22 protein-coding genes are annotated in these 17,799 nt (G+C 64.6%); 7 read left to right on the top strand and 15 right to left on the bottom strand.

Annotated features, from left to right (window positions below; all coding sequences use genetic code 11):
- The first annotated feature begins 76 nt into the window (after nucleotides 1–76).
- Both sufC and FNL14_RS07350 read left to right on the top strand, forming a co-directional pair.
- Nucleotides 77–865, top strand: a complete 789-nt coding sequence (gene sufC / locus FNL14_RS07355) for a Fe-S cluster assembly ATPase SufC (protein ID WP_091418788.1) — start codon at nucleotides 77–79, stop codon at nucleotides 863–865.
- Nucleotides 866–878: 13 nt separating this feature from the next.
- Nucleotides 879–1,211: a metal-sulfur cluster assembly factor gene (locus FNL14_RS07350; RefSeq protein WP_091418789.1), complete on the top strand. Its 333-nt coding sequence runs from the start codon at nucleotides 879–881 to the stop codon at nucleotides 1,209–1,211.
- Between the two features lie 122 nt (nucleotides 1,212–1,333).
- Here FNL14_RS07350 and FNL14_RS07345 read toward each other — a convergent pair whose 3' ends face one another.
- On the bottom strand, nucleotides 1,334–2,215 hold the full coding sequence (locus FNL14_RS07345; protein WP_142058903.1) for a neutral zinc metallopeptidase: 882 nt from the start codon (nucleotides 2,213–2,215) through the stop codon (nucleotides 1,334–1,336).
- Nucleotides 2,216–2,274: 59 nt separating this feature from the next.
- On the opposite strand from FNL14_RS07345, the gene FNL14_RS07340 reads away from it, so the two are divergent.
- Nucleotides 2,275–3,681: a class I adenylate-forming enzyme family protein gene (locus FNL14_RS07340; protein WP_142058901.1), complete on the top strand. Its 1,407-nt coding sequence runs from the start codon at nucleotides 2,275–2,277 to the stop codon at nucleotides 3,679–3,681.
- Nucleotides 3,644–4,849: a thiolase family protein gene (locus FNL14_RS07335; protein ID WP_142058899.1), complete on the top strand. Its 1,206-nt coding sequence runs from the start codon at nucleotides 3,644–3,646 to the stop codon at nucleotides 4,847–4,849. Before FNL14_RS07340 ends, FNL14_RS07335 begins: the two co-directional genes overlap by 38 nt.
- A 17-nt stretch (nucleotides 4,850–4,866) precedes the next feature.
- Here the strand turns inward: FNL14_RS07335 and FNL14_RS07330 are convergent, their stop codons facing one another.
- From FNL14_RS07330 to FNL14_RS07315, 4 genes are all read right to left on the bottom strand, one after another.
- The gene (locus FNL14_RS07330; RefSeq protein ID WP_142058897.1) at nucleotides 4,867–5,490 is read right to left on the bottom strand and encodes an energy-coupling factor transporter transmembrane protein EcfT; all 624 of its coding nucleotides are present in this window, start codon (nucleotides 5,488–5,490) and stop codon (nucleotides 4,867–4,869) included.
- Nucleotides 5,487–6,218, bottom strand: coding sequence for an energy-coupling factor ABC transporter ATP-binding protein (locus FNL14_RS07325; protein WP_142058895.1), 732 nt, complete (start codon nucleotides 6,216–6,218; stop codon nucleotides 5,487–5,489). Before FNL14_RS07325 ends, FNL14_RS07330 begins: the two co-directional genes overlap by 4 nt.
- 10 nt (nucleotides 6,219–6,228) lie before the next feature.
- On the bottom strand, nucleotides 6,229–6,885 hold the full coding sequence (locus tag FNL14_RS07320; protein WP_142058893.1) for a biotin transporter BioY: 657 nt from the start codon (nucleotides 6,883–6,885) through the stop codon (nucleotides 6,229–6,231).
- A gap of 265 nt (nucleotides 6,886–7,150) precedes the next feature.
- The gene (locus FNL14_RS07315) at nucleotides 7,151–7,609 is read right to left on the bottom strand and encodes an SRPBCC family protein (protein WP_091418794.1); all 459 of its coding nucleotides are present in this window, start codon (nucleotides 7,607–7,609) and stop codon (nucleotides 7,151–7,153) included.
- Between the two features lie 106 nt (nucleotides 7,610–7,715).
- On the opposite strand from FNL14_RS07315, the gene FNL14_RS07310 reads away from it, so the two are divergent.
- Complete coding sequence (locus tag FNL14_RS07310; RefSeq protein WP_142058891.1) at nucleotides 7,716–8,252, top strand: GNAT family N-acetyltransferase; 537 nt, start codon at nucleotides 7,716–7,718, stop codon at nucleotides 8,250–8,252.
- 66 nt (nucleotides 8,253–8,318) lie between these two features.
- Nucleotides 8,319–8,657, top strand: a complete 339-nt coding sequence (locus FNL14_RS07305; RefSeq protein WP_142058889.1) for a YciI family protein — start codon at nucleotides 8,319–8,321, stop codon at nucleotides 8,655–8,657.
- An 86-nt stretch (nucleotides 8,658–8,743) separates the two neighbouring features.
- Here the strand turns inward: FNL14_RS07305 and FNL14_RS07300 are convergent, their stop codons facing one another.
- From FNL14_RS07300 to arfB, 6 genes are all read right to left on the bottom strand, one after another.
- On the bottom strand, nucleotides 8,744–9,154 hold the full coding sequence (locus FNL14_RS07300) for a hypothetical protein (RefSeq protein ID WP_142058887.1): 411 nt from the start codon (nucleotides 9,152–9,154) through the stop codon (nucleotides 8,744–8,746).
- 103 nt (nucleotides 9,155–9,257) lie between these two features.
- The gene (locus tag FNL14_RS07295) at nucleotides 9,258–10,076 is read right to left on the bottom strand and encodes a hypothetical protein (protein WP_142058941.1); all 819 of its coding nucleotides are present in this window, start codon (nucleotides 10,074–10,076) and stop codon (nucleotides 9,258–9,260) included.
- Nucleotides 10,077–10,154: 78 nt separating this feature from the next.
- Complete coding sequence (locus FNL14_RS07290) at nucleotides 10,155–10,499, bottom strand: DUF1304 family protein (RefSeq protein ID WP_255470735.1); 345 nt, start codon at nucleotides 10,497–10,499, stop codon at nucleotides 10,155–10,157.
- 209 nt (nucleotides 10,500–10,708) lie between these two features.
- The gene (locus FNL14_RS07285) at nucleotides 10,709–11,773 is read right to left on the bottom strand and encodes a spore photoproduct lyase family protein (protein WP_142058885.1); all 1,065 of its coding nucleotides are present in this window, start codon (nucleotides 11,771–11,773) and stop codon (nucleotides 10,709–10,711) included.
- 52 nt (nucleotides 11,774–11,825) lie between these two features.
- Complete coding sequence (locus FNL14_RS07280; RefSeq protein ID WP_142058883.1) at nucleotides 11,826–12,509, bottom strand: DUF4166 domain-containing protein; 684 nt, start codon at nucleotides 12,507–12,509, stop codon at nucleotides 11,826–11,828.
- Between the two features lie 891 nt (nucleotides 12,510–13,400).
- On the bottom strand, nucleotides 13,401–13,823 hold the full coding sequence (gene arfB / locus FNL14_RS07270; RefSeq protein WP_142058880.1) for an alternative ribosome rescue aminoacyl-tRNA hydrolase ArfB: 423 nt from the start codon (nucleotides 13,821–13,823) through the stop codon (nucleotides 13,401–13,403).
- 216 nt (nucleotides 13,824–14,039) lie between these two features.
- Between arfB and FNL14_RS07265 the strand changes: the two genes are divergently transcribed.
- Entirely contained in the window at nucleotides 14,040–15,638 is a 1,599-nt protein-coding gene (locus tag FNL14_RS07265) for an ABC-F family ATP-binding cassette domain-containing protein (RefSeq protein WP_091418804.1), read from the top strand.
- Nucleotides 15,639–15,668: 30 nt separating this feature from the next.
- Here FNL14_RS07265 and FNL14_RS07260 read toward each other — a convergent pair whose 3' ends face one another.
- From FNL14_RS07260 to FNL14_RS07245, 4 genes are all read right to left on the bottom strand, one after another.
- The gene (locus FNL14_RS07260; protein WP_142058878.1) at nucleotides 15,669–16,106 is read right to left on the bottom strand and encodes a VOC family protein; all 438 of its coding nucleotides are present in this window, start codon (nucleotides 16,104–16,106) and stop codon (nucleotides 15,669–15,671) included.
- A gap of 79 nt (nucleotides 16,107–16,185) precedes the next feature.
- Complete coding sequence (locus FNL14_RS07255; RefSeq protein WP_142058876.1) at nucleotides 16,186–17,061, bottom strand: SURF1 family protein; 876 nt, start codon at nucleotides 17,059–17,061, stop codon at nucleotides 16,186–16,188.
- The gene (locus FNL14_RS07250; protein WP_142058874.1) at nucleotides 17,062–17,331 is read right to left on the bottom strand and encodes a hypothetical protein; all 270 of its coding nucleotides are present in this window, start codon (nucleotides 17,329–17,331) and stop codon (nucleotides 17,062–17,064) included.
- On the bottom strand, nucleotides 17,328–17,762 hold the full coding sequence (locus FNL14_RS07245) for a DUF3099 domain-containing protein (RefSeq protein WP_091418808.1): 435 nt from the start codon (nucleotides 17,760–17,762) through the stop codon (nucleotides 17,328–17,330). Before FNL14_RS07245 ends, FNL14_RS07250 begins: the two co-directional genes overlap by 4 nt.
- Nucleotides 17,763–17,799: the final 37 nt, after the last annotated feature.

Raw genomic sequence — 17,799 nt, 5'->3', positions numbered from 1 at the left:
CACAGAATTACGAACCAACTTCCAGACAGAGACCGCACCGCCGCCGCCAGGCACGGTGCAGAGGAGAACAAGACATATGTCTACTCTTGAGATCAAGGACCTGCACGTCAGCATTGAGACGGAACAGGGCACCAAGGAAATCCTGAAGGGCGTCAGCCTGACCATCCGGACCGGCGAAACCCACGCCATCATGGGCCCCAACGGCTCCGGCAAGTCCACGCTGGCCTCCACCATCGCAGGCCACCCGCGCTACAACGTCACCAGCGGTTCCATCACCCTGGACGGCGAAGACGTCCTGGAAATGAGCGTCGACGAGCGCGCCCGCGCCGGCGTCTTCCTGGCCATGCAGTACCCGGTGGAGGTCCCCGGCGTGAGCATGACCAACTTCCTGCGCACCGCCAAGACGGCCATCGACGGCGAAGCCCCCAAGCTGCGCACCTGGACCAAGGACGTCAAGGCAGCCATGGAGCAGCTGCGGATCGACGCTGACTTCGCCCAGCGCAACGTCAACGAAGGCTTCTCCGGCGGCGAGAAGAAGCGTGTGGAGATCCTCCAGCTCGAACTCTTCAAGCCCAAGTTCGCCGTCCTGGACGAGACCGACTCCGGCCTGGACGTTGACGCGCTGAAGGTTGTCTCCGAAGGTGTCAACCGCGCCCACGCCGATGGCAACATGGGTACGCTGCTCATCACCCACTACACACGCATCCTGCGCTACATCAAGCCTGACTTCGTGCACGTGTTCGTGGACGGCCAGGTTGTTGAGGAAGGCGGCCCCGAGCTCGCCGACCGCCTGGAAGAAGAAGGCTACGACCGCTACGCCAAGGGTGCCGGCGCCGCCGCCGCACCTGCCGCTGCACAGGCCTAGTTAGGACTTCGCCATGACCGAAATCAACGCGTCCCGCACCAGCCTGGAGGACGTTGAAGAAGCGCTCAAGGATGTGATCGATCCTGAGCTCGGCGTCAACGTGGTGGACCTCGGCCTGCTGTACGGGCTGAAGTACTCCGATGACGACGGCGCGCTGCTGATCGACATGACCCTGACCACGGCCGCCTGCCCGCTCACCGATGTCCTCGAGGAGCAGGTGGGCAAGGCCCTGGACGGCGTGGTTGATGACTGGCGCCTGAACTGGGTCTGGATGCCGCCATGGGGTCCGGAACGGATCACCGACGACGGCAAGGACCAGATGCGGGCCCTCGGCTTCAACATCTAGTCCCCACCGCCTCCCTGGCCTCGCTTCGCTTCGGCCAGGGAACCCTCGGCGGCGTGGGCCCAAGTACGACGACGGCGGGTCACCTTTCGCAGGAAAGGTGACCCGCCGTCGTCGTTCCCGAATTAGAGGCTGGGAGCCGAGAAAGTATCGCACTGGTTGATGTCGCCCGTTTGGTAGCCCTGCGCAAACCACCGCTGCCGCTGTTCGCTCGACCCGTGCGTCCAGCCTTCGGGGGAGACACGACCCGTGGCGGCTTGCTGGATCCGGTCATCGCCCACGGCTGACGCTGCCGAGAGGGCGTCGTTGATGTCCTGCTGGGTCAGCGCTTCGAGGTAGGGCTGGCCAGTCTTGGGATTCGGGGTGGTTGACGCGTATTTGGCCCAGAGCCCGGCATAGCAGTCAGCCTGCAGCTCGGTGCGGACAGCGCCGGATTCCGGTCCCTGCGGATCCTGTTGTGCGCGGTCCAGGTTGCCGAGGACGTTCTGGATGTGGTGCCCGAACTCGTGGGCCACCACGTACTCCTGCGCCAGCGGGCCGCCGGAGGAACCAAACCGGTCCACCAGTTCCTGGAAAAAGCCGGGATCGAAGTAGGCCGTGGTGTCGGTGGGGCAGTAGAAGGGGCCCACCTCGGAGGTGGCAGCACCGCAACCGGTGTTGGTGCCCCCGGTAAAGATCACGGCCTCCGGCCGCGGGTACTGCACGTTGTACTGCTGCAGGTAGCCGGGCCAGAACGCGTTCAGGCTGTTCACTGTTCCCGTGATACGGCAGTCCACCCGGGCGTCGGCGTCGGCTCCGGTTTCGCATGCAGGAGCCGTACCTTGGCTTTGCGGCTCCTGCCCCGCCCCGGTCAGGCCCTCAAGCAGCTGGGGATTTACGCCCAGGAGCGTGGCGATGAGCAGGAGGAGCCCGCCGCCGATGCCACCGCCAACCAACACCCCACGGCCACCGCCGCGCCGGTCCTGGACTTGTGATGGATCCAGCTGCACATTGTCGTTGAAGCTCATAAAGTCACAATACCCGCGGGCCCCGACTTCAACCGGTGCCCGCCGGTAAAGTTGATCTGATGCCTTTCCTCAACCACATCCAGCGCTGGGCCGAAGATCGGCCGCACCACACCGCCGTCGTCGTCGCCGGTCAGCGCCTCACCTGGGCGGAGCTCCGCGATGCCGCAGCAGCCCTGGTTCCGGACACCAAAGCGGTCACGTCACTGTGCGAGGCGAACTCGGCCGGGTTCGTCGCCAGGTTCGCCGCCGCGGTTGCCGGCGGGCGCCAGTGCGCCGTCCTTGATCCCGCCTGGCCGGCACCGCTGCAGGAGGATATTGTCCGCCGGGTTGAATCGTCCGCCCGGCCGGCGGCCGTGTCCGCGGAGGATGAGCTGGCCGACGGCGGGCCGGAGACCACCTTCCTGATTGGCCTCACGTCCGGCACCACTTCTGTCCCCAAAGCCTTCACGAGGTCACGGCGGTCCTGGCAGGAGTCCTTCAAAGCGTCCATTGAGTTCTTCGGGCTGGTACAGGACGATGTAACGCTTGCGCCGGGCCCGCTGGCGGCGAGCCTGAACCTGTACGCACTGTCAGAATGCCTCTACGCAGGTTCCGAATTCCAGACACTGGAGACGTTCGACGTCGGAGACGTCCATGCGGCCATCACCTACGACCGTGTCACCCGGCTGGTGCTGGTGCCCACCATGCTGAGGATGCTCAGCGAACGTGGATTGACCGGATGCGTGGACGCTTCCGGGCTGCGCACCATCATCTGTGCCGGGTCCAAGCTCGACGCCCGGACCCTGGAAGCTGCCCGCCGCTGGGCGCCCAACGCCACTATTTACGAGTACTACGGCGCCTCCGAGCTGAGCTTTGTCTCGGGCGCGGGCCTGCCCGCCGGGGAAACGGCCGCCATGGGCGGGACGGGCATTGGGCGGCCTTTCCCGGGGGTGGACGTCAGGATCCTCAACGATTCGGGCGAACCGGTTCCGGACGGAGCCGCGGGCAACATCAGCGTGCGCAGCGGGATGGTCAGCAACGGCTACCTGTGGGGTGATGACGGGCAGGCCCTCAGATCCTTTGGCGGCTGGTTCACGGTGGGGGACCAGGGCTACCTCGAAGCGGGGGAACTGCATATCCTGGGCCGCCGGGCGGACATGATCCTCACGGCTGGCAAGAACGTGTACCCGCATGAAGTGGAACTGGCGCTGGCGGCCGTGCCCGGCGTGGCTGCAGCGATGGCCGCCGGCATGCCGGACGACCTGCGGGGCCAGCGGGTGGTGGCCGCAATTGTTCCGTCTGCGGGTGCTGTTACCGCCACCCAGTTGAAGGCGGGGCTGGAAACCATCCTGGCCCGCGACAAGTGGCCCCTCCAGTACTATGCGGTCACCGAATTGCCCACCACGGACCGCGGCAAAGTCAGCCGAAACGTCCTGCTGGACTGGATCAATGCCGGTGACTCCCGGATCCGCACCCTTGGCGCCTGAACTCCTGCCGCCCAACCGGCAGCCCGTCATCATCGCGGCGCGGCGCACTCCCGTCTGCCGGACCAACGGTGCGTTGCGGACGCTTCGCGCCCACGAGCTGCTGGCCCCGGTCCTGCGCGAGCTGACGGCTTTCCCCGGGATCGAACCGGGTGATGTTACCGACGTGGTGATCGGCAACGCCGTCGGTGGCGGCGGAAATGTAGCACGGCTTGCCCTGCTGGAGGCCGGCCTGCCCGTCAGCGTGCCCGGACTCACTGTGGACCGGCAGTGCGGTTCCGGCCTGGACGCGATCGTCCTCGCTTCCGGGCTGGTGGCGGCCGGCGGCAATCCCCTGTACGTGGCCGGTGGAGTGGAGAGCACCAGCACCGCGCCGCTGCGGGCGCATCGAAGGGACGACAGCGGCCCGGAGTTCTACCCGCGCGCCCAGTTTGTGCCGGAGGCCTTTGGCGACCCGGACATGGGTGTCGCAGCCGAAACTGTGGCCCATAGGTTCGGCATCAGCCGGGACCGGCAGGATGGGTTTGCGCTGCTGAGCCACCAAAAGGCCCTCGCGGCAGCTGCGGCAGGATACTTCGACGACGAACTGGTCCCGCTGGTGAATGGTGCGGGAACCGTTGCTGTGGATGATGGCCCGCGCCGGGGGCTGGGCGCGGCGGTGATGGCGCGGTTCCCGGCCGCATTCGTGGACGGGGGAACCGTCACCGCCGGAAACTCCTGCTTCGACGCCGACGCCGCCTCCGCCGTCGTCATCACTTCCCTGCAGCGGGCCCGGGACTTGGGGGTGCCCGACGGTCTGCTGGTGCTCGGCACCGGCACCGCCGGGGTGGAACCGGACGTGCTCGGCATTGGTGCGGCCGCTGCGGCACGGGAAGTGCTGGCTGCTGCAGGAGTGACCACTGAGGAGCTGGAGCTGGTTGAGTTCAATGAGGCGTTCGCGTCGCAGACGCTGGCCTGCCTCGACGAACTGGGGATTGATCCTGCCCGGGTGAACCTCGACGGCGGCGCCTTGGCTTTGGGCCACGCGTACGGTGCATCGGGCGCTGTCCTCGTGACGCGGCTGTTGGCCCAAGCGCGCAGGAAGGGAACACCGGGAAGCCTTGCACTCGCCATGATCAGCATCGCCGGCGGCATGGGGACCGCCGCATTGCTGCGGTACGAGCGCTTCTAGCCGCGTCTTCCGGCGCTTCAGTCCTCCGCTTCGCCCAAACCGCGGGCGGCGAGTGCTTCGCCAGTCTGCCGGGCGAAGGCCACGGAAGTGATGAACACGGGCAGGATCAGTGCCCGGGGGTTGCGCTCGAGTCCCCGTGCCCGGGCGGAATCGCGGACGTCAGCGAAGGTGCCCGCGATGTAGGGGATGCTGCGCAGCATGATCCCGATGGTCAGGGCAAACCGCTCGGGGTCCGCGCCGAATCTTTTGAAAGGGCTTGCTGCTTTGACCACACCGTCCAGGAGCTTTTGGACGGGGGTGGTGGCGGTGAGCAGCGATGCCGCCACCACGCACACCAGGATGTTAAGGACGATCCGCGCCGCAGTGGGCGCGCCGAGCTGCCACCACTGGAAGAGCCCGATCACCAGCAACACCGCGGCCAGCGGGCGGACGGCGCGCCAGAGCCGTTTCAGGCCGGCGCCGGTGAGCAGGAAAAGGCCGCAGAGTACGGTGAGTACCGCCGTCGAGATGCGCCAGTCCTGGATGATGAACGAGGCCAGGCCGCAAGCGAAGACGAGGAGGAACTTCAGGGCCAGCGGTGTCCGGTGGATCAGCGAGTTCCCGGGCACATAGTTGGCCAGGAGGAAGCCAAGTCCTCTCACCGCGGGCTCGGTTCGGTGGTGTGCAGCCCGTCCATACAGAGGGTGCGGTAGGCGGCCACGGCCTCCGCGGGAGCGCCGTCGAAGGCGACCCTGCCTTGTTCGATGACCAGCACACGGTCCATTTCCAGTGCGAGGTCAAGATCGTGGGTGGACATGATGATCTGCTGGTCCAGCCCGGCCAATGTCCTGCGAAGGAGTTCGCGGTTGCGGAGGTCCAGGAGGGTGGAGGGCTCGTCGAGTACCAGGACGTTGGGGCTGACCGCCAGCACGGCGGCGAGGGCCATCAGCTGCCGTTCGCCGCCGGAAAGCTCGTAGATGCTTTGATCGGCCAGGTGCAGGAGCCCCAGGCGCCGCAGCGCCGCCTCAGCCTGGCTCCGCCGTTCGGTGCCGTTCTTCACCGAGCGGCGGAGGGAGAGTTCCACGTCCTCCCTGCCGGTGGGCATCACCAGCTGGGACAGGGGATCGGTGAAAACGAAGCCCACGTTCCTGCGGACCCTGCGGACGGCACCGACTGTATCGTCGCCGTCGACCGCTACAGTGCCCGAGGTTGGCTGGACGAGGCCGTTGACCAGCCGCAGGAGGGTGGATTTCCCCGAGCCGTTGGCGCCGATGACGCCGACGCGCCTTTCCGTCAGGCGGAGGTCGACGGCGTCAAGGAGCACTTTGGGCTCCGGCGAGTCATCAGTTTCGACGGCGACCGTTACCTGGTCAAAGGTCACTGCGGGCATGGGGGAGATCCTAGGCCTTGGTGGTCTGGCTGGTAGCGGCTTTGGCGGCGGTGCGGCGGACGCGGCGGACCAGGATGTCCGGGAAGGCGCGGTGGAGGGCGACGGCGATGACCGCGGCGAGGATGTTTTTGATGATGTCGCCCGGGTAGAACACCAGGTCGCTGAGGAAAGCCTGGCCCAGGGTGGCCTTGGTGTTCAGGGCGATGCCGGCGACGCCGAGCGAGTGCACCACCACCACGCTGGTGACCGTGGCGGACAGGAAGAGCCACAGGGCGCGGGTTTTGGTGGTCCGGCGGATCACCATGGTGGCGAGCCAGCCAACCACCAGTGCGGCGATCGGGAAGGCAATGATGTAGCCGGCGGACGGTCCGGCGAGGATGCCGAGGCCGCTGCGGCCCTGGCTGAAGATGGGAAGGCCCGCGAGGCCCAGAAGGGTGTACAGCCCGACGGCGGCGAAGCCCCGTCCCGGGCCAAGGACCAGGCCGGTGAGCATCACCGCGAGGGTCTGGAACGTGATGGGGACGCCGAAGCCGTTAACGGCGAGGCCTGGGACGAGCGCTGCGCCGGCGACGAGGGCCGCGAAGACGGCGATCAGGCCGAGGTCGGTGGCGTTCCAGCGGCGCCTGGCCTTGGGGGCGTTCGAGACGGCTGTGTTGGTGTTGCTCATGGGAAGGTCCTGTCGGGGTTGTACAAGCGGAATCTAATGTACCGCTGACGTTACCGGGGTGCTATGGACCCCATTTTGTAGGGGGCCTACTAAAGCTGGGGGTGGCCGCTGACGGCAGGGCACAACCGGCCGGCATTGCCGTCCCTGCGGCGGGTTCCCCCACCGCCTAGTAGGTCTTGGATCTGAGACGTGACGGGTCTGCAGCGTGACCCGTGGCCTCAACGACGTGCACCTCACTAGTCGCTCGTTTCGGTGCGTCACGCTGTTACTGCCCGGGAATCGGCTCACCCGCAAGATGCTGATTGCGCGTCTCGATTAAGTTCTGAAGGTATCGGGCCAACACCAGTTTCTCCACCAGTCGTCCCAGGAGTCCGAATGGGGCCGAGAATTCAATCCGGTCCACCATCAGCGTTCCTTCTGAATCCTGCCGGAACTCATGAACGTGCCGGAACCGGCGAAACGGGCCTCTGACCTGTTCATCGACAAAATATTCGGGTGGGTGCATCTCGGTAATCCTGCTGGTCATCTGCAGCGGCAGGCCAAAATGCCAGGCCCGCCACGTCACTTCCTCATCCAAAGAGATCAGGCCGCTCGTCACGCCAGCGACGGCTTCTTCACGGGACTTTGCCATCGAGTTTTTGTGGACGTCGATGTTTCGGGCAAGGTCGAACAACTCGGATTGCCGCCTATTTGTCCGCGTTATGCACTCGAAGAAGACAGCCATGGTCAGAGTATTGCATCCTCGAGCCGGGGTCACCTCCCTTGTCCCTGATCGTCGCGCTCTTGTCGGGCGCCGCCGGCGAACTCCGATTGATCGGTAGTGTGGGCGGGTGGACTTTTCCTGTGAGCTTGCCGATGGGGTTGTGCTGCGCCCAGTCCAGGTGTCGGATGCTGCGGAGCTGGCAGCGGCGGTTCAAGCAAACCGGTCTTACCTGGCTCCCTGGGAGCCGATCAGGCCCGAGGAGTTCTACACACTTGAGGGTCAGCGAGAGGTGATTGAACGACGCCGGGCCGAGCTTGATGCGGGGACAGCACTTCCCATGGTTCTGTCCGCGAAGGGCAGCATAGTCGGTCTGCTGACCCTCAGTTCGATCGTGCGTGGTGCCTTCCAGAACGCCCACGTAGGCTACTGGCTCGAGCAATCGGCCCAAGGAACCGGCCTCATGACTGCGGCGGTCGGCAGTGCCATAAAGGTCGCAAGGGACCACCTCGGTCTGCACCGGCTCGAAGCCGCAACTCTGGTCCACAACGTCGCCTCCCAAAGGGTGCTTGAGAAGAACGGCTTCGAGGCCTACGGCACGGCCCATGCCTACCTTCGAATAGCCGGCCTGTGGCAGGACCACCGCATGTATCAGCGAATCCTTTAGACATCGGCAGACTCCCGTTCTTCAGGACCATTGCCCTGCCGGCGCGCCGCGTGGCAGTATCCCGACATGACGAAATACCTCATTTCCTTCCCAAGTGAGGCCATGGTCCTCACCGACGAGGAGTTCCCAATTGTCTCCGCTGACTCCCACGCTGTGATTCAGGAGGCGAAGGACGCCGGAGTCTACGTATTCGGCGGCGGAATCAACGAGGAAGTCGATCCGGTGCTGGTCTCCGCCGACGGGTCGGTGAGCACCGGGACCTATCCGGGCTCCAGGGTCAAGGGTGGATTCTGCGTGTTGGAGCTGCCCACGCGAGAGGATGCCGTGGAGTGGGCCCGGAAGATCGCCGTGGCATGCCGTTGCTCCCAGGAACTGCGCGAATTTGGTTACGACCCGGAAAGCTAGCTGCGTTCACCGACGCGCTGCACATCGCCCAGGGCCCGGTGACGAGCGGCTGACATGGCGCAGCAGGGTTGCGGGGGAGCCTTGGCTCAGATATCGAGTGTCCGGCGTTTGGCCGCCACAAACTCTTCCCGGGTAAGAGCACCCTGCGAGTAGAGGTTTGCTATGAGGGCAAGCTGGGACGCCACCGATTCTTTCTCCCTCACTTTGCCTGCTTTCATGACACGGTGCTTTCCCGCCTGGGCAGGAGCATTGGAGGGCCTGGCTTTGTTCGCGCTGAATGCATGCACTAGGAGCACCAGAGCGCCGAGAACCGCTGCCGCAATTCCAAGGGGCACGGACAGCAAAGACTGGGAGGCGATCCCTATGATCACGATTGCCACCCCGGCGCCGGACAGACAGACACCGGCGGCCCATCGCGCTGTATCACGCAGGGGCCGCTTTCCTCTGAACTCAAACAGATAACCGCCGACCTCGCGGGGAACCGCATGCTCGTTCATGCGTGAAGGATATACCCGGGCCTGAGCATTGAACATCCGGTGTCCAGGAGCTGCCCGACGGCCAATCGGAAACGCGGACTGTCCCTGATCGCGAAAGGGTAGTTCAGCCCTGGCCCTGGGGCAATACCAGCAGATAGCCGGCCGGGAGTTCGCTGCTCCACCGCCGCGGCTCGCGGACCACAAACTGCGTGGCCAGCTGCTCGGGAGTGAGCAGGCTGTTGGGTTCGGGCGATGGCCCCCATTGCCCGCTGCCATAGGGATAGAGGGGATCCAGTACGCGGACGCCGGTGACCGAGAACTCCGGGAACTGGGCCGGATCGCCGACCGACTCGAACCCACTCATCACCCAGGCGTGGCGGCCGCTCCACATAACGAGCCCAACGGGCCGGCCCGTCTCCGTCATCGCCCGCGCCGCGGTCTGCAGGGCGTCCCCGTAGTCGGGAATGCTGACCACGGAGTATGGCCCCATCCCCACCTCGGTGAGGACCTGCGCCCAACCGAACGGATTGGCTCCGTTGAACGAGTTGGATGAATGTGCCCGGGCCATCTCCCACAGCTCACCCTGCTGGCCGGAGTCAGTCCAGCTCCCACCCCCTGTGTCGTCGACGAGGTTATGCGCCATCTGGATGCTCGCTGCAACACACCAGTCGAAGGTGTACTGCGGAACGAAGTCGCCCTCCTGGTAGAGGTTGAGGGCAAACGGCTGGGGGACGGCAACCGGCGCCGGGGCGTCGGTTGTGGGGATCTGCTGAGGGGCGACGGCGGTTTCGGTGGCTGGGGCAGTCGCCGGGGCAGTCGCCGTGGCGGCCGCCGTCGGCTGTTCCGTCGCTGCGGCGTCAAGGCCAACAGTGGGTGTACAGCCCGCGATGAAGCCCGCCAGGACTATGAGCCAGGCCAGAAGTCGGGTACGGGCACCGATCATGATGGTCCAGTTTACCGCGGCGTGCAGGACTGCCCGGGAAAGATTTTTAGGCAGAGCCACCAGGGCAGGGGCCTCGCTTCACCGGTAGAGAGCGTAAAACAGAAGTGCCAGGCCGGGACCAAGAGATTGCCCGATGGCGCTGGCCAGGAGGCGCTTCTCCGTGATCCACAGCCAGATGCCGAGGAGGAAGTGGCTGGCGCAGCAGAAGATCACGATTGCTGACCCGCCAGCAGCATTGCCGGCAAAGTTCAGCATCCACAGACCTGTAACGATGCCCAGCCCGAAGGCGATGTTGTAGGCGCCAACGTTCATGGCCCACATGCGGACGGCTGCGACATCTTCAGGTTTGACCAAAAAAATCCTGTAGAAGCGGCGATCGCCATGAAAGAAAATCTCCAGCGGGCCGACGGCGATCAGGGCCAAGGCAGTTATCCCTGCGAAAATCTGGCTCAGTAGATTCATTCCAAATCCTCCCCAGGGCAAGGCCGGAACACCCTGCTGCCTCCCGTGCAGGATAGGGCTCGAACGGGACCGCCTTCAAGCGTCCGCCAGTCGGCGATGCCTGCTTCCGCGCATGCTGGGGTCGAACCTGCAGGTGAAGCCGTTACGACGGCGCCGCTAACCTCTGAGTTTCAGAAGGCGTAGCGGACGCGGCAGTAAGGGGCGATTTCCTCAATGAGTGCGGTCAGTTGCCGGACGTAACGGGCTTTCGTTCCTGAACGGTAACGGACATTGGTGAAGCCGTTGGCGGAGACCTTGGATTCCTGCAGGTCCGGCCGCCACAGCACCTGCTCGGCCTGCGGATGCCACCCCAGATTGACCTCATGCAGGCGCTCGTTGTGCGTCAGGAAGATCACCTCTGCCGCGAGCTGGGCCTTCGCAGCGGGCGTCAGGGTGGCGTCGAGTTGGCGCAGCAGCCCCTCCCAATCCTTGAGCCAGGTGTCGGTAATGACAACGGGCGAGAAGTTCACATGCACTTCATATCCGGCATCAACGAAATCATTGATGGCTGCCATGCGTTCGGCCACCGGAGAGGTCCGGACGTCAAGCGATTTCGCCAGGTCAGCGGGCATCAGGGAGAAACGGATCCTGGTGTGCCGGCCGTGGTCCCAGTCCAGCATCGCCGGGTTCACGTACTTGGTGGCAAAGGACAGCTTGGCGGTGGGCAGGTCCCTGAAGAGCGTGACTAGATCCTGCACGTTGTCACTGAGAAGCGCGTCCACGGAGCAATCGCTGTTTTCACCGATGTCATAGACCCAGAGCTCAGCGTCACACTGGTTGGGCTCGAGCTTTATGCCCTGGCGGGTGGCATGCCGTTCAAGGGTGCCGGCAATCTGGTCGATGTTCGCAAACACCGTCACGGGGTTGCTGTAACCCTTGTGGCGGGGGACGTAGCAGTAGGCGCAGGCCATGGCGCAACCGTTCGCGGTTGAGGGCGCGATAAAGTCGGCGGACCTGCCATTAGGTTTGACCGTCAGCGCCTTCTTGACCCCCAGGACCAGCGCCTCAGTTTTAATCCGGGACCACCGTGGCACGTTCGTTTCATCTCCATGTACCTCCGGGATGTTCCAGTGGTTCTCAACCGGCACCACCTCGGCATCAGGCCAGCGTTCGATGATCTCCTTGCCCCGGGGAAGCTCCAGCGCGGCTGGCTGCGCATAGATGCGCCGGATCTGCAGCAGCCGGTTGAATTCCATGCCTATATTCTTCCAAGCCGCGGAAGTCGCCCACCCCGGTTAAGCCCACGGCCTATTCACGGCTTTCTTCCCGCACTGGCTTCAGGTGCTCGGGGGCTCCTCCGGCGGAGAGGGCGGGAAAGGTGCAGGTGAACTCGCCGCGGTATCCGAAAAGGAATCCAAGGAGCGGGTTCCGCACCTGCATCTGGATTGTGTACACGCCCCGGGAATCGTCGAAGTTCTCATACAAGTCGGCCGTGCCAGTGAGTGCGGCAGGAAACTCGAATGCGGCGAAGCCCTCGTAGAATCGCTGAACCCCTGTTTGCAGGTGGAGGGAACCGTCGGCCAGAACCTCCAGGACGAGGTCAGTTGCCAAGTGCTGGTGGGTGCCCAGGTAGTCAACGACTCCACCCCTGGCTTCGCTGTGCACCATGGTGGCGTCGAATCGCCTCCTCTTGGACCCGGGCAGTTCCAGTGACCTGACGAACGTCACGGTGGGGCGGCCGAATCCATCCGTATACGGGTAGTTCTCGATCGTGAAGGGGATGTGGTTGCCCTGGTCCGGAAACAGGATATTGCGGTAGGCCCCCAACTTCAGGAACGGGACGGTCCACCATGCCCCGCGGCGCACGTCAGAAAACACACCGCGGCCTACACAGGCGTAGCCCGCCGCAATGTCGACGCCGAAGCGCTTCTGCAGCATCGGGTGCAGCCTATGGAAGTCTTCCCCCAGTGCCCGCTCAAATATCGACGCCATCAGCAACCTCTTCCTGACAAGCTGGGATCCGCGACCGGCGGCGCGTCCAGGCCGGCGAGGGCGGAAGGGGCACGCCCGGACGGCAGGTCCGGAGGATTCCGCAGACATCTCCCGGCCCTGGGCACCGTTGGGTGTGCCGGAAGGAGCCAGGCGGCACCGGCAACTGCCACGCCTGTGAACGCGGCGGCTACGTGCCCCTGCTCCACCGCGCGTCGCAGCACCAACCAGGCGGCGACGGCACCCACTGCCCTGACAGCGGCATCCAGGAACCACCGGGTCCCGGAGTCTCTGGGATGAAGCCCGCTTTCCGCCCACATCCTCAACCGGTCAAAACTCATGGCTGTCGCCCAACCCAACGCGGGGCGGAACAGCCAGGAATCCATCACTTTTCCGGCTGGGCCCATCCCCGGCGAATAGTTGTAGCCCGTGATGAAGCGGAGTCCGTCCTCACTGGGGATATACCGCCAATATCCGGAACCGGGCCCAATCGGCGATAACACGTCAGCAGTATTGAATTTCAGTGCCGAGGTGGCTTGCCCGTCCGGCCGGAACCGGTGCCCTAAAGATATTCCGGTTCCGTGAATAGTATGGAACGGAAGGCGGAACTCATACCGGAAATTCTGAACTCCCTGCTCGTTTTCCGATACGGGAATGATCCGGGAAAACCGCAAATCCCAGGCGGAATGCATGGATGTGTCCTGGCTCAGCTTCCAAACCCGCTCCAAGGGAGCTCGAATTCGGATCTCAACATATATCTGCCGCTGCCGCCCGGACTTTTTCCTGCGTGAACTTTCCCCCATTTGAGCATCATAATCGGCAGGCAGCAGCCGTCCACGACCCAGCACCACCGGGTGGATGTACCGGTATTTGTCGATCAGGCCAAGCCGGCGCCTATTCTGCTCGGGGCCGCCTCCGTTGCTGCTTCGTTGTTGACCGCTGCTTCTTGGCTGAGAGGCGACGGCGGGCCGAGCCACGGGTTGGTTTGGTTGCCCGGCGTTCGGGCGCAGGCGGTGCAAGGGCTCCTGCCACAACATCGGCAAGCTTCACCATGGCAATCTCACGATTGCGCAGCTGGGAGCGCTCCTCGGACGCAGTCACGGTGATCACCCCGTCCACCAGGCGTTGACCGAGACGCGAAAGCAGGATCAGCCGCTGGCTTTCGGAAACCGCCAACGAGGCGCTGACGTTCCACGAGAGCTCGACGCGGGTGTCTGTGGTGTTGACGTGCTGCCCGCCGGGTCCGGACGCACGCGAAAACCGCCAGCCGAGTTCGGACGCCGGAATCGTGAGCGTGGGCAACACCTCCAAATGCATGCAACCAGCGTTGCATGCCTCCGGACGCTTTCACGAGGCGGCAAAGGTCATCTTCCGGATCCGGGTGTTCCTTTCGTGAGGCCAGTCTCCAAGTACCGGTATATGGGCCGTTCACCGGTAGACTTGGATGGGCCGTTCTGTCGGCCATTGCCGCCCACGCCCGCCACAGATGCTTTGGGCTGCGGCTAATCCCTGCTGTGAAAGGCTTTACCTGCTGTGATTACTGTCCAGGATCTTGAACTGCGTGCCGGCGCCCGGCTCCTGATGGACCAGGTGAGCTTCCGCATCGACAAGGGAGACAAGATCGGCCTGGTGGGCCGCAACGGTGCCGGCAAAACCACCCTCACCCGGGTTCTTGCTGGGGAGGGGCTGCCCGCTGCCGGCAAGGTGACCCGCAGCGGTGAGATCGGCTACCTGCCCCAGGACCCGCGCACACCGGATATGGAACAGTTGGCACGCGACAGAATCCTGTCAGTCCGCGGCCTGGACATCGCCGTCGGAAAACTCCGCCAGGCCCACGATGAAATGGCCAGCGAGGACGCAGCGGTCCAGCGCAAGGCCATGAACCGCTACGACCGGCTCGAGTCCGAGTTCCTGGCGGCCGGAGGATATGCCGCCGAGGCCGAGGCCGCCGCGATCTGCTCCAACCTCGCACTGCCGGACCGCCTCTTGAACCAGCCCCTCAAGACCCTGTCCGGTGGCCAGCGCCGCCGTGTGGAGTTGGCCCGGATTCTGTACTCGGATGCCGAGACCATGCTCCTGGACGAGCCCACCAACCACCTCGACGCCGATTCCATCGCCTGGCTGCGGGACTTCCTGAAAAACCATCAGGGCGGACTGATCGTCATCAGCCACGACACGGAACTGCTCGAAGCCACCGTTAACAAGGTCTTCCTGCTTGACGCCAACCGCGCGCAGATCGACTTCTACAACATGGACTGGAAGCGCTACCTCACCCAGCGCGAAACCGACGAGCGCGCCCGCAAGCGTGAACGTGCCAACGCCGAAAAGAAGGCCCAGGTCCTGATGGACCAGGCCAACAAGATGCGTGCCAAGGCCACCAAGGCAGTCGCCGCACAGAACATGGCCAAGCGTGCCGAGCGCCTCCTGAGCGGTCTTGAAGCCGTCCGCGAGCAGGACCGCGTGGCAGCACTGCGCTTCCCGGATCCGTCGCCGTGCGGCAAGACCCCGCTGACTGCCGAAGGGCTCAGCAAGTCCTACGGTTCGCTCGAGATTTTCACGGATGTGGACCTCGCCATCGACCGCGGCTCCAAGGTGGTTATCCTTGGCCTCAACGGCGCCGGCAAGACCACCCTGCTGCGCATGCTGGCAGGCGTGGACACACCTGACACGGGTGACGTCATTGCCGGGCACGGCCTGAAGGTGGGCTACTACGCCCAGGAACACGAGACACTCGACGTTGACCGTACGGTTCTGGAAAACATGCGTTCGGCGGCCCCGGACATGAAGGACGCCGAAGTCCGCGGCATCCTGGGCTCGTTCCTGTTCTCCGGCGACGACGTGGACAAGCCCGCCGGTGTCCTCTCCGGCGGTGAGAAGACCCGCCTCGCCCTCGCCACCATCGTCGCTTCCAGCGCAAACGTGCTGCTCCTGGACGAGCCCACCAACAACCTGGACCCAGCCAGCCGTGCCGAGATCCTGGGCGCCCTCAAGAACTACAGCGGCGCCGTCGTCCTGGTCAGCCACGATGAAGGGGCGGTGGAGGCACTCAACCCGGAGCGCGTGGTCCTGCTGCCCGACGGCGTCGAGGACCACTGGAACGAAGACTACCTGGACCTGATCACGCTGGCTTAGGCGCCAACGACCGCAGTGGCGCTGTGGGCATCAGTCTTTCTTGAGTTTCTCCGCGAGCATCACCAGGATTCCGCTGGGACCCCGGAGGTATGTGAGTTTATAGATGTCGCCGTAGGTGGCCACGCCGCGCAGCGGATGGCACCCATGCTTGGCGGCTATCTCAAGGGCGTCGTCGATGTCGTCCACGGAGAAGGCCACGCGGTGCATGCCGATGTCATTGGGACGGGTTGGCTCCACTTCAATCGCCTGGGGATGGATGTATTCGAAGAGCTCCAGCTGGCCATGGCCGTCCGGGGTCTGGAGCATCGCAATCCTGGCGTGGTTGCCATCCAGTCCGACGGCGGTGTCGGTCCACTCGCCGCTGACCGTGTCGCGGCCCACCACCGTGAGCCCGAGGTCGGTGAAAAAGGCGATGGCTGCTTCGAGGTCGCGAACCGCGATACCGACGTTCTCAAGTTTGATGGCCATGCGTTGAAGCTACCAAGGTGGAGCGGTTAGCTCCAGTGGCGGTCCGGACCCGGACCCCACAAGGTACGGAACCCGCGCCTCAGAACCCCTGCGCGTCCAGGAGTGCGTCTTCCTCTTCTTCGGCGGTGGCCTTCTTCCGCTTCCGGGGCGGGGACGGACGACGGCGGGCTGCCGCGGCAGCGGAGTGCAGGGCACCCTCGGGGGACTCGTCGTCGTCCTCGGCGTCAATGGCGGCGTTGCGCGCCTGCTGGCGGGCGGCGTAACCGAAGCCGACGAACATCAGCACGCCGAAGGCGAACCACTGGAGTGAGTAGGAAAGGTGCGTGCCTTCCTCGGTGGAAGGCTTCGGGAACGCCATGGGCATCTCGGCCGCCGGGGGAGTCTCGGAGGCGAGCTGCCCGTAGGCACCCGTCAGCAGGGGATAGCCGAGCTGCGCGGAGTAGGCCGCGAGGTCAATGGACGCCAGCTGCCCCTGCGGGGCGCCGCGCTGCAGTTCAGGCTCAGGATGCTTCAACCGCACGACGGCGGTCACGTCACCTGGGGGAGGTGCCGGCACTGAATCGGGGCTGCCGGGATTGTTGTTGCCGATGGGGAGCCATCCGCGGTCGATGACCACAGTTTCGCCTGTCCGCAGCCGGAACGGGACCACCACTTCGTAGCCGGGCTGGCCGTTCAACGGCCGGTTCCGGACGATGCGCTGCCCGTCCACAAGGTATGAGCCTTTCAGCTCAACCTGCGTCCACTCCCGGGCAGGGTCCAGCTGACTGAACTCTTCGCGGACATCCGTGAAGGGGACAGGCGTTGCCGAGTAGTTGGTCACCACGCGGTTGATTTCTGCCAGGGTTTCGGCGCGGCGGTCCATCTGCCAGCGGCCCAGGAAGACACAGGCGGAGGCGAAGATTGCGGCCAGCAGGAGATAACCCAGCCATTTGCTGGAAAAGAGGAACCGGTACATTCAGCTGTCCTGCACCAGGGCACCGGATACCCGGCCGTCCTCGAGCGGCACAGTTTCCTTCCACAGGCCGCGTGTTTGAAGGTAATCCTCAAGCCACTCGCGGTGGTCTCCACACGCAAGCCAGGTCTTGCGGCGCTCGGGGGTGTGGATCTTCGGGTTGTTCCACAGGAGCTGCCACGAGGCCTGGGACCGGCATGCCTTCCGGGAGCAGACAGCGGCAGATTCACCCATTGTGGGATCGGTTCCCGCAGCGAAGTCGAAAATACTCATGATGCCCTCCGCTCCTGCTCAGTCGGTGTTTCGTCGTCGTCGTTAATGAGCTCGCCCTGCAGTACCTCGCTGCCATGCCCGTCTTCGGCAGTGGGCGCCGGCGGGCTTTCTATTTCGGCAAGCGGCGCGGAATCCAGCAGCAGGTCGCTGTGCCCCTCAGCCTTGTCGTTGCCGTTCGCAATGACCACCGCAATCCACGGCAGGAAGACCGCTCCGGCAACCATCACAATCTTAAACCAGCCATCCACCACGAAGATCATGATCAGGCACACCATGCGGATGCCCATAGCCAGCGCGTACTTGACCATGCGCTGGTGCATGTCCTCCGAGTGCGCCCCCGCGGCCTCGGTGATGCTGTGGACTTCGGAATCGCCGGAGAACCGCCCGGGTTCTCCGGGCGCCGATTGTCCCGCATGGTTTTCAAGGGTCACGGTGGCTGATCACGCTCCAAAGGCTTGCATCAATTCT

This window comes from Pseudarthrobacter sp. B4EP4b, from assembly GCF_006680095.1.
Classification (GTDB): Bacteria; Actinomycetota; Actinomycetes; order Actinomycetales; family Micrococcaceae; genus Arthrobacter.
This window is presented reverse-complemented; position numbering and strand designations above follow the sequence as displayed.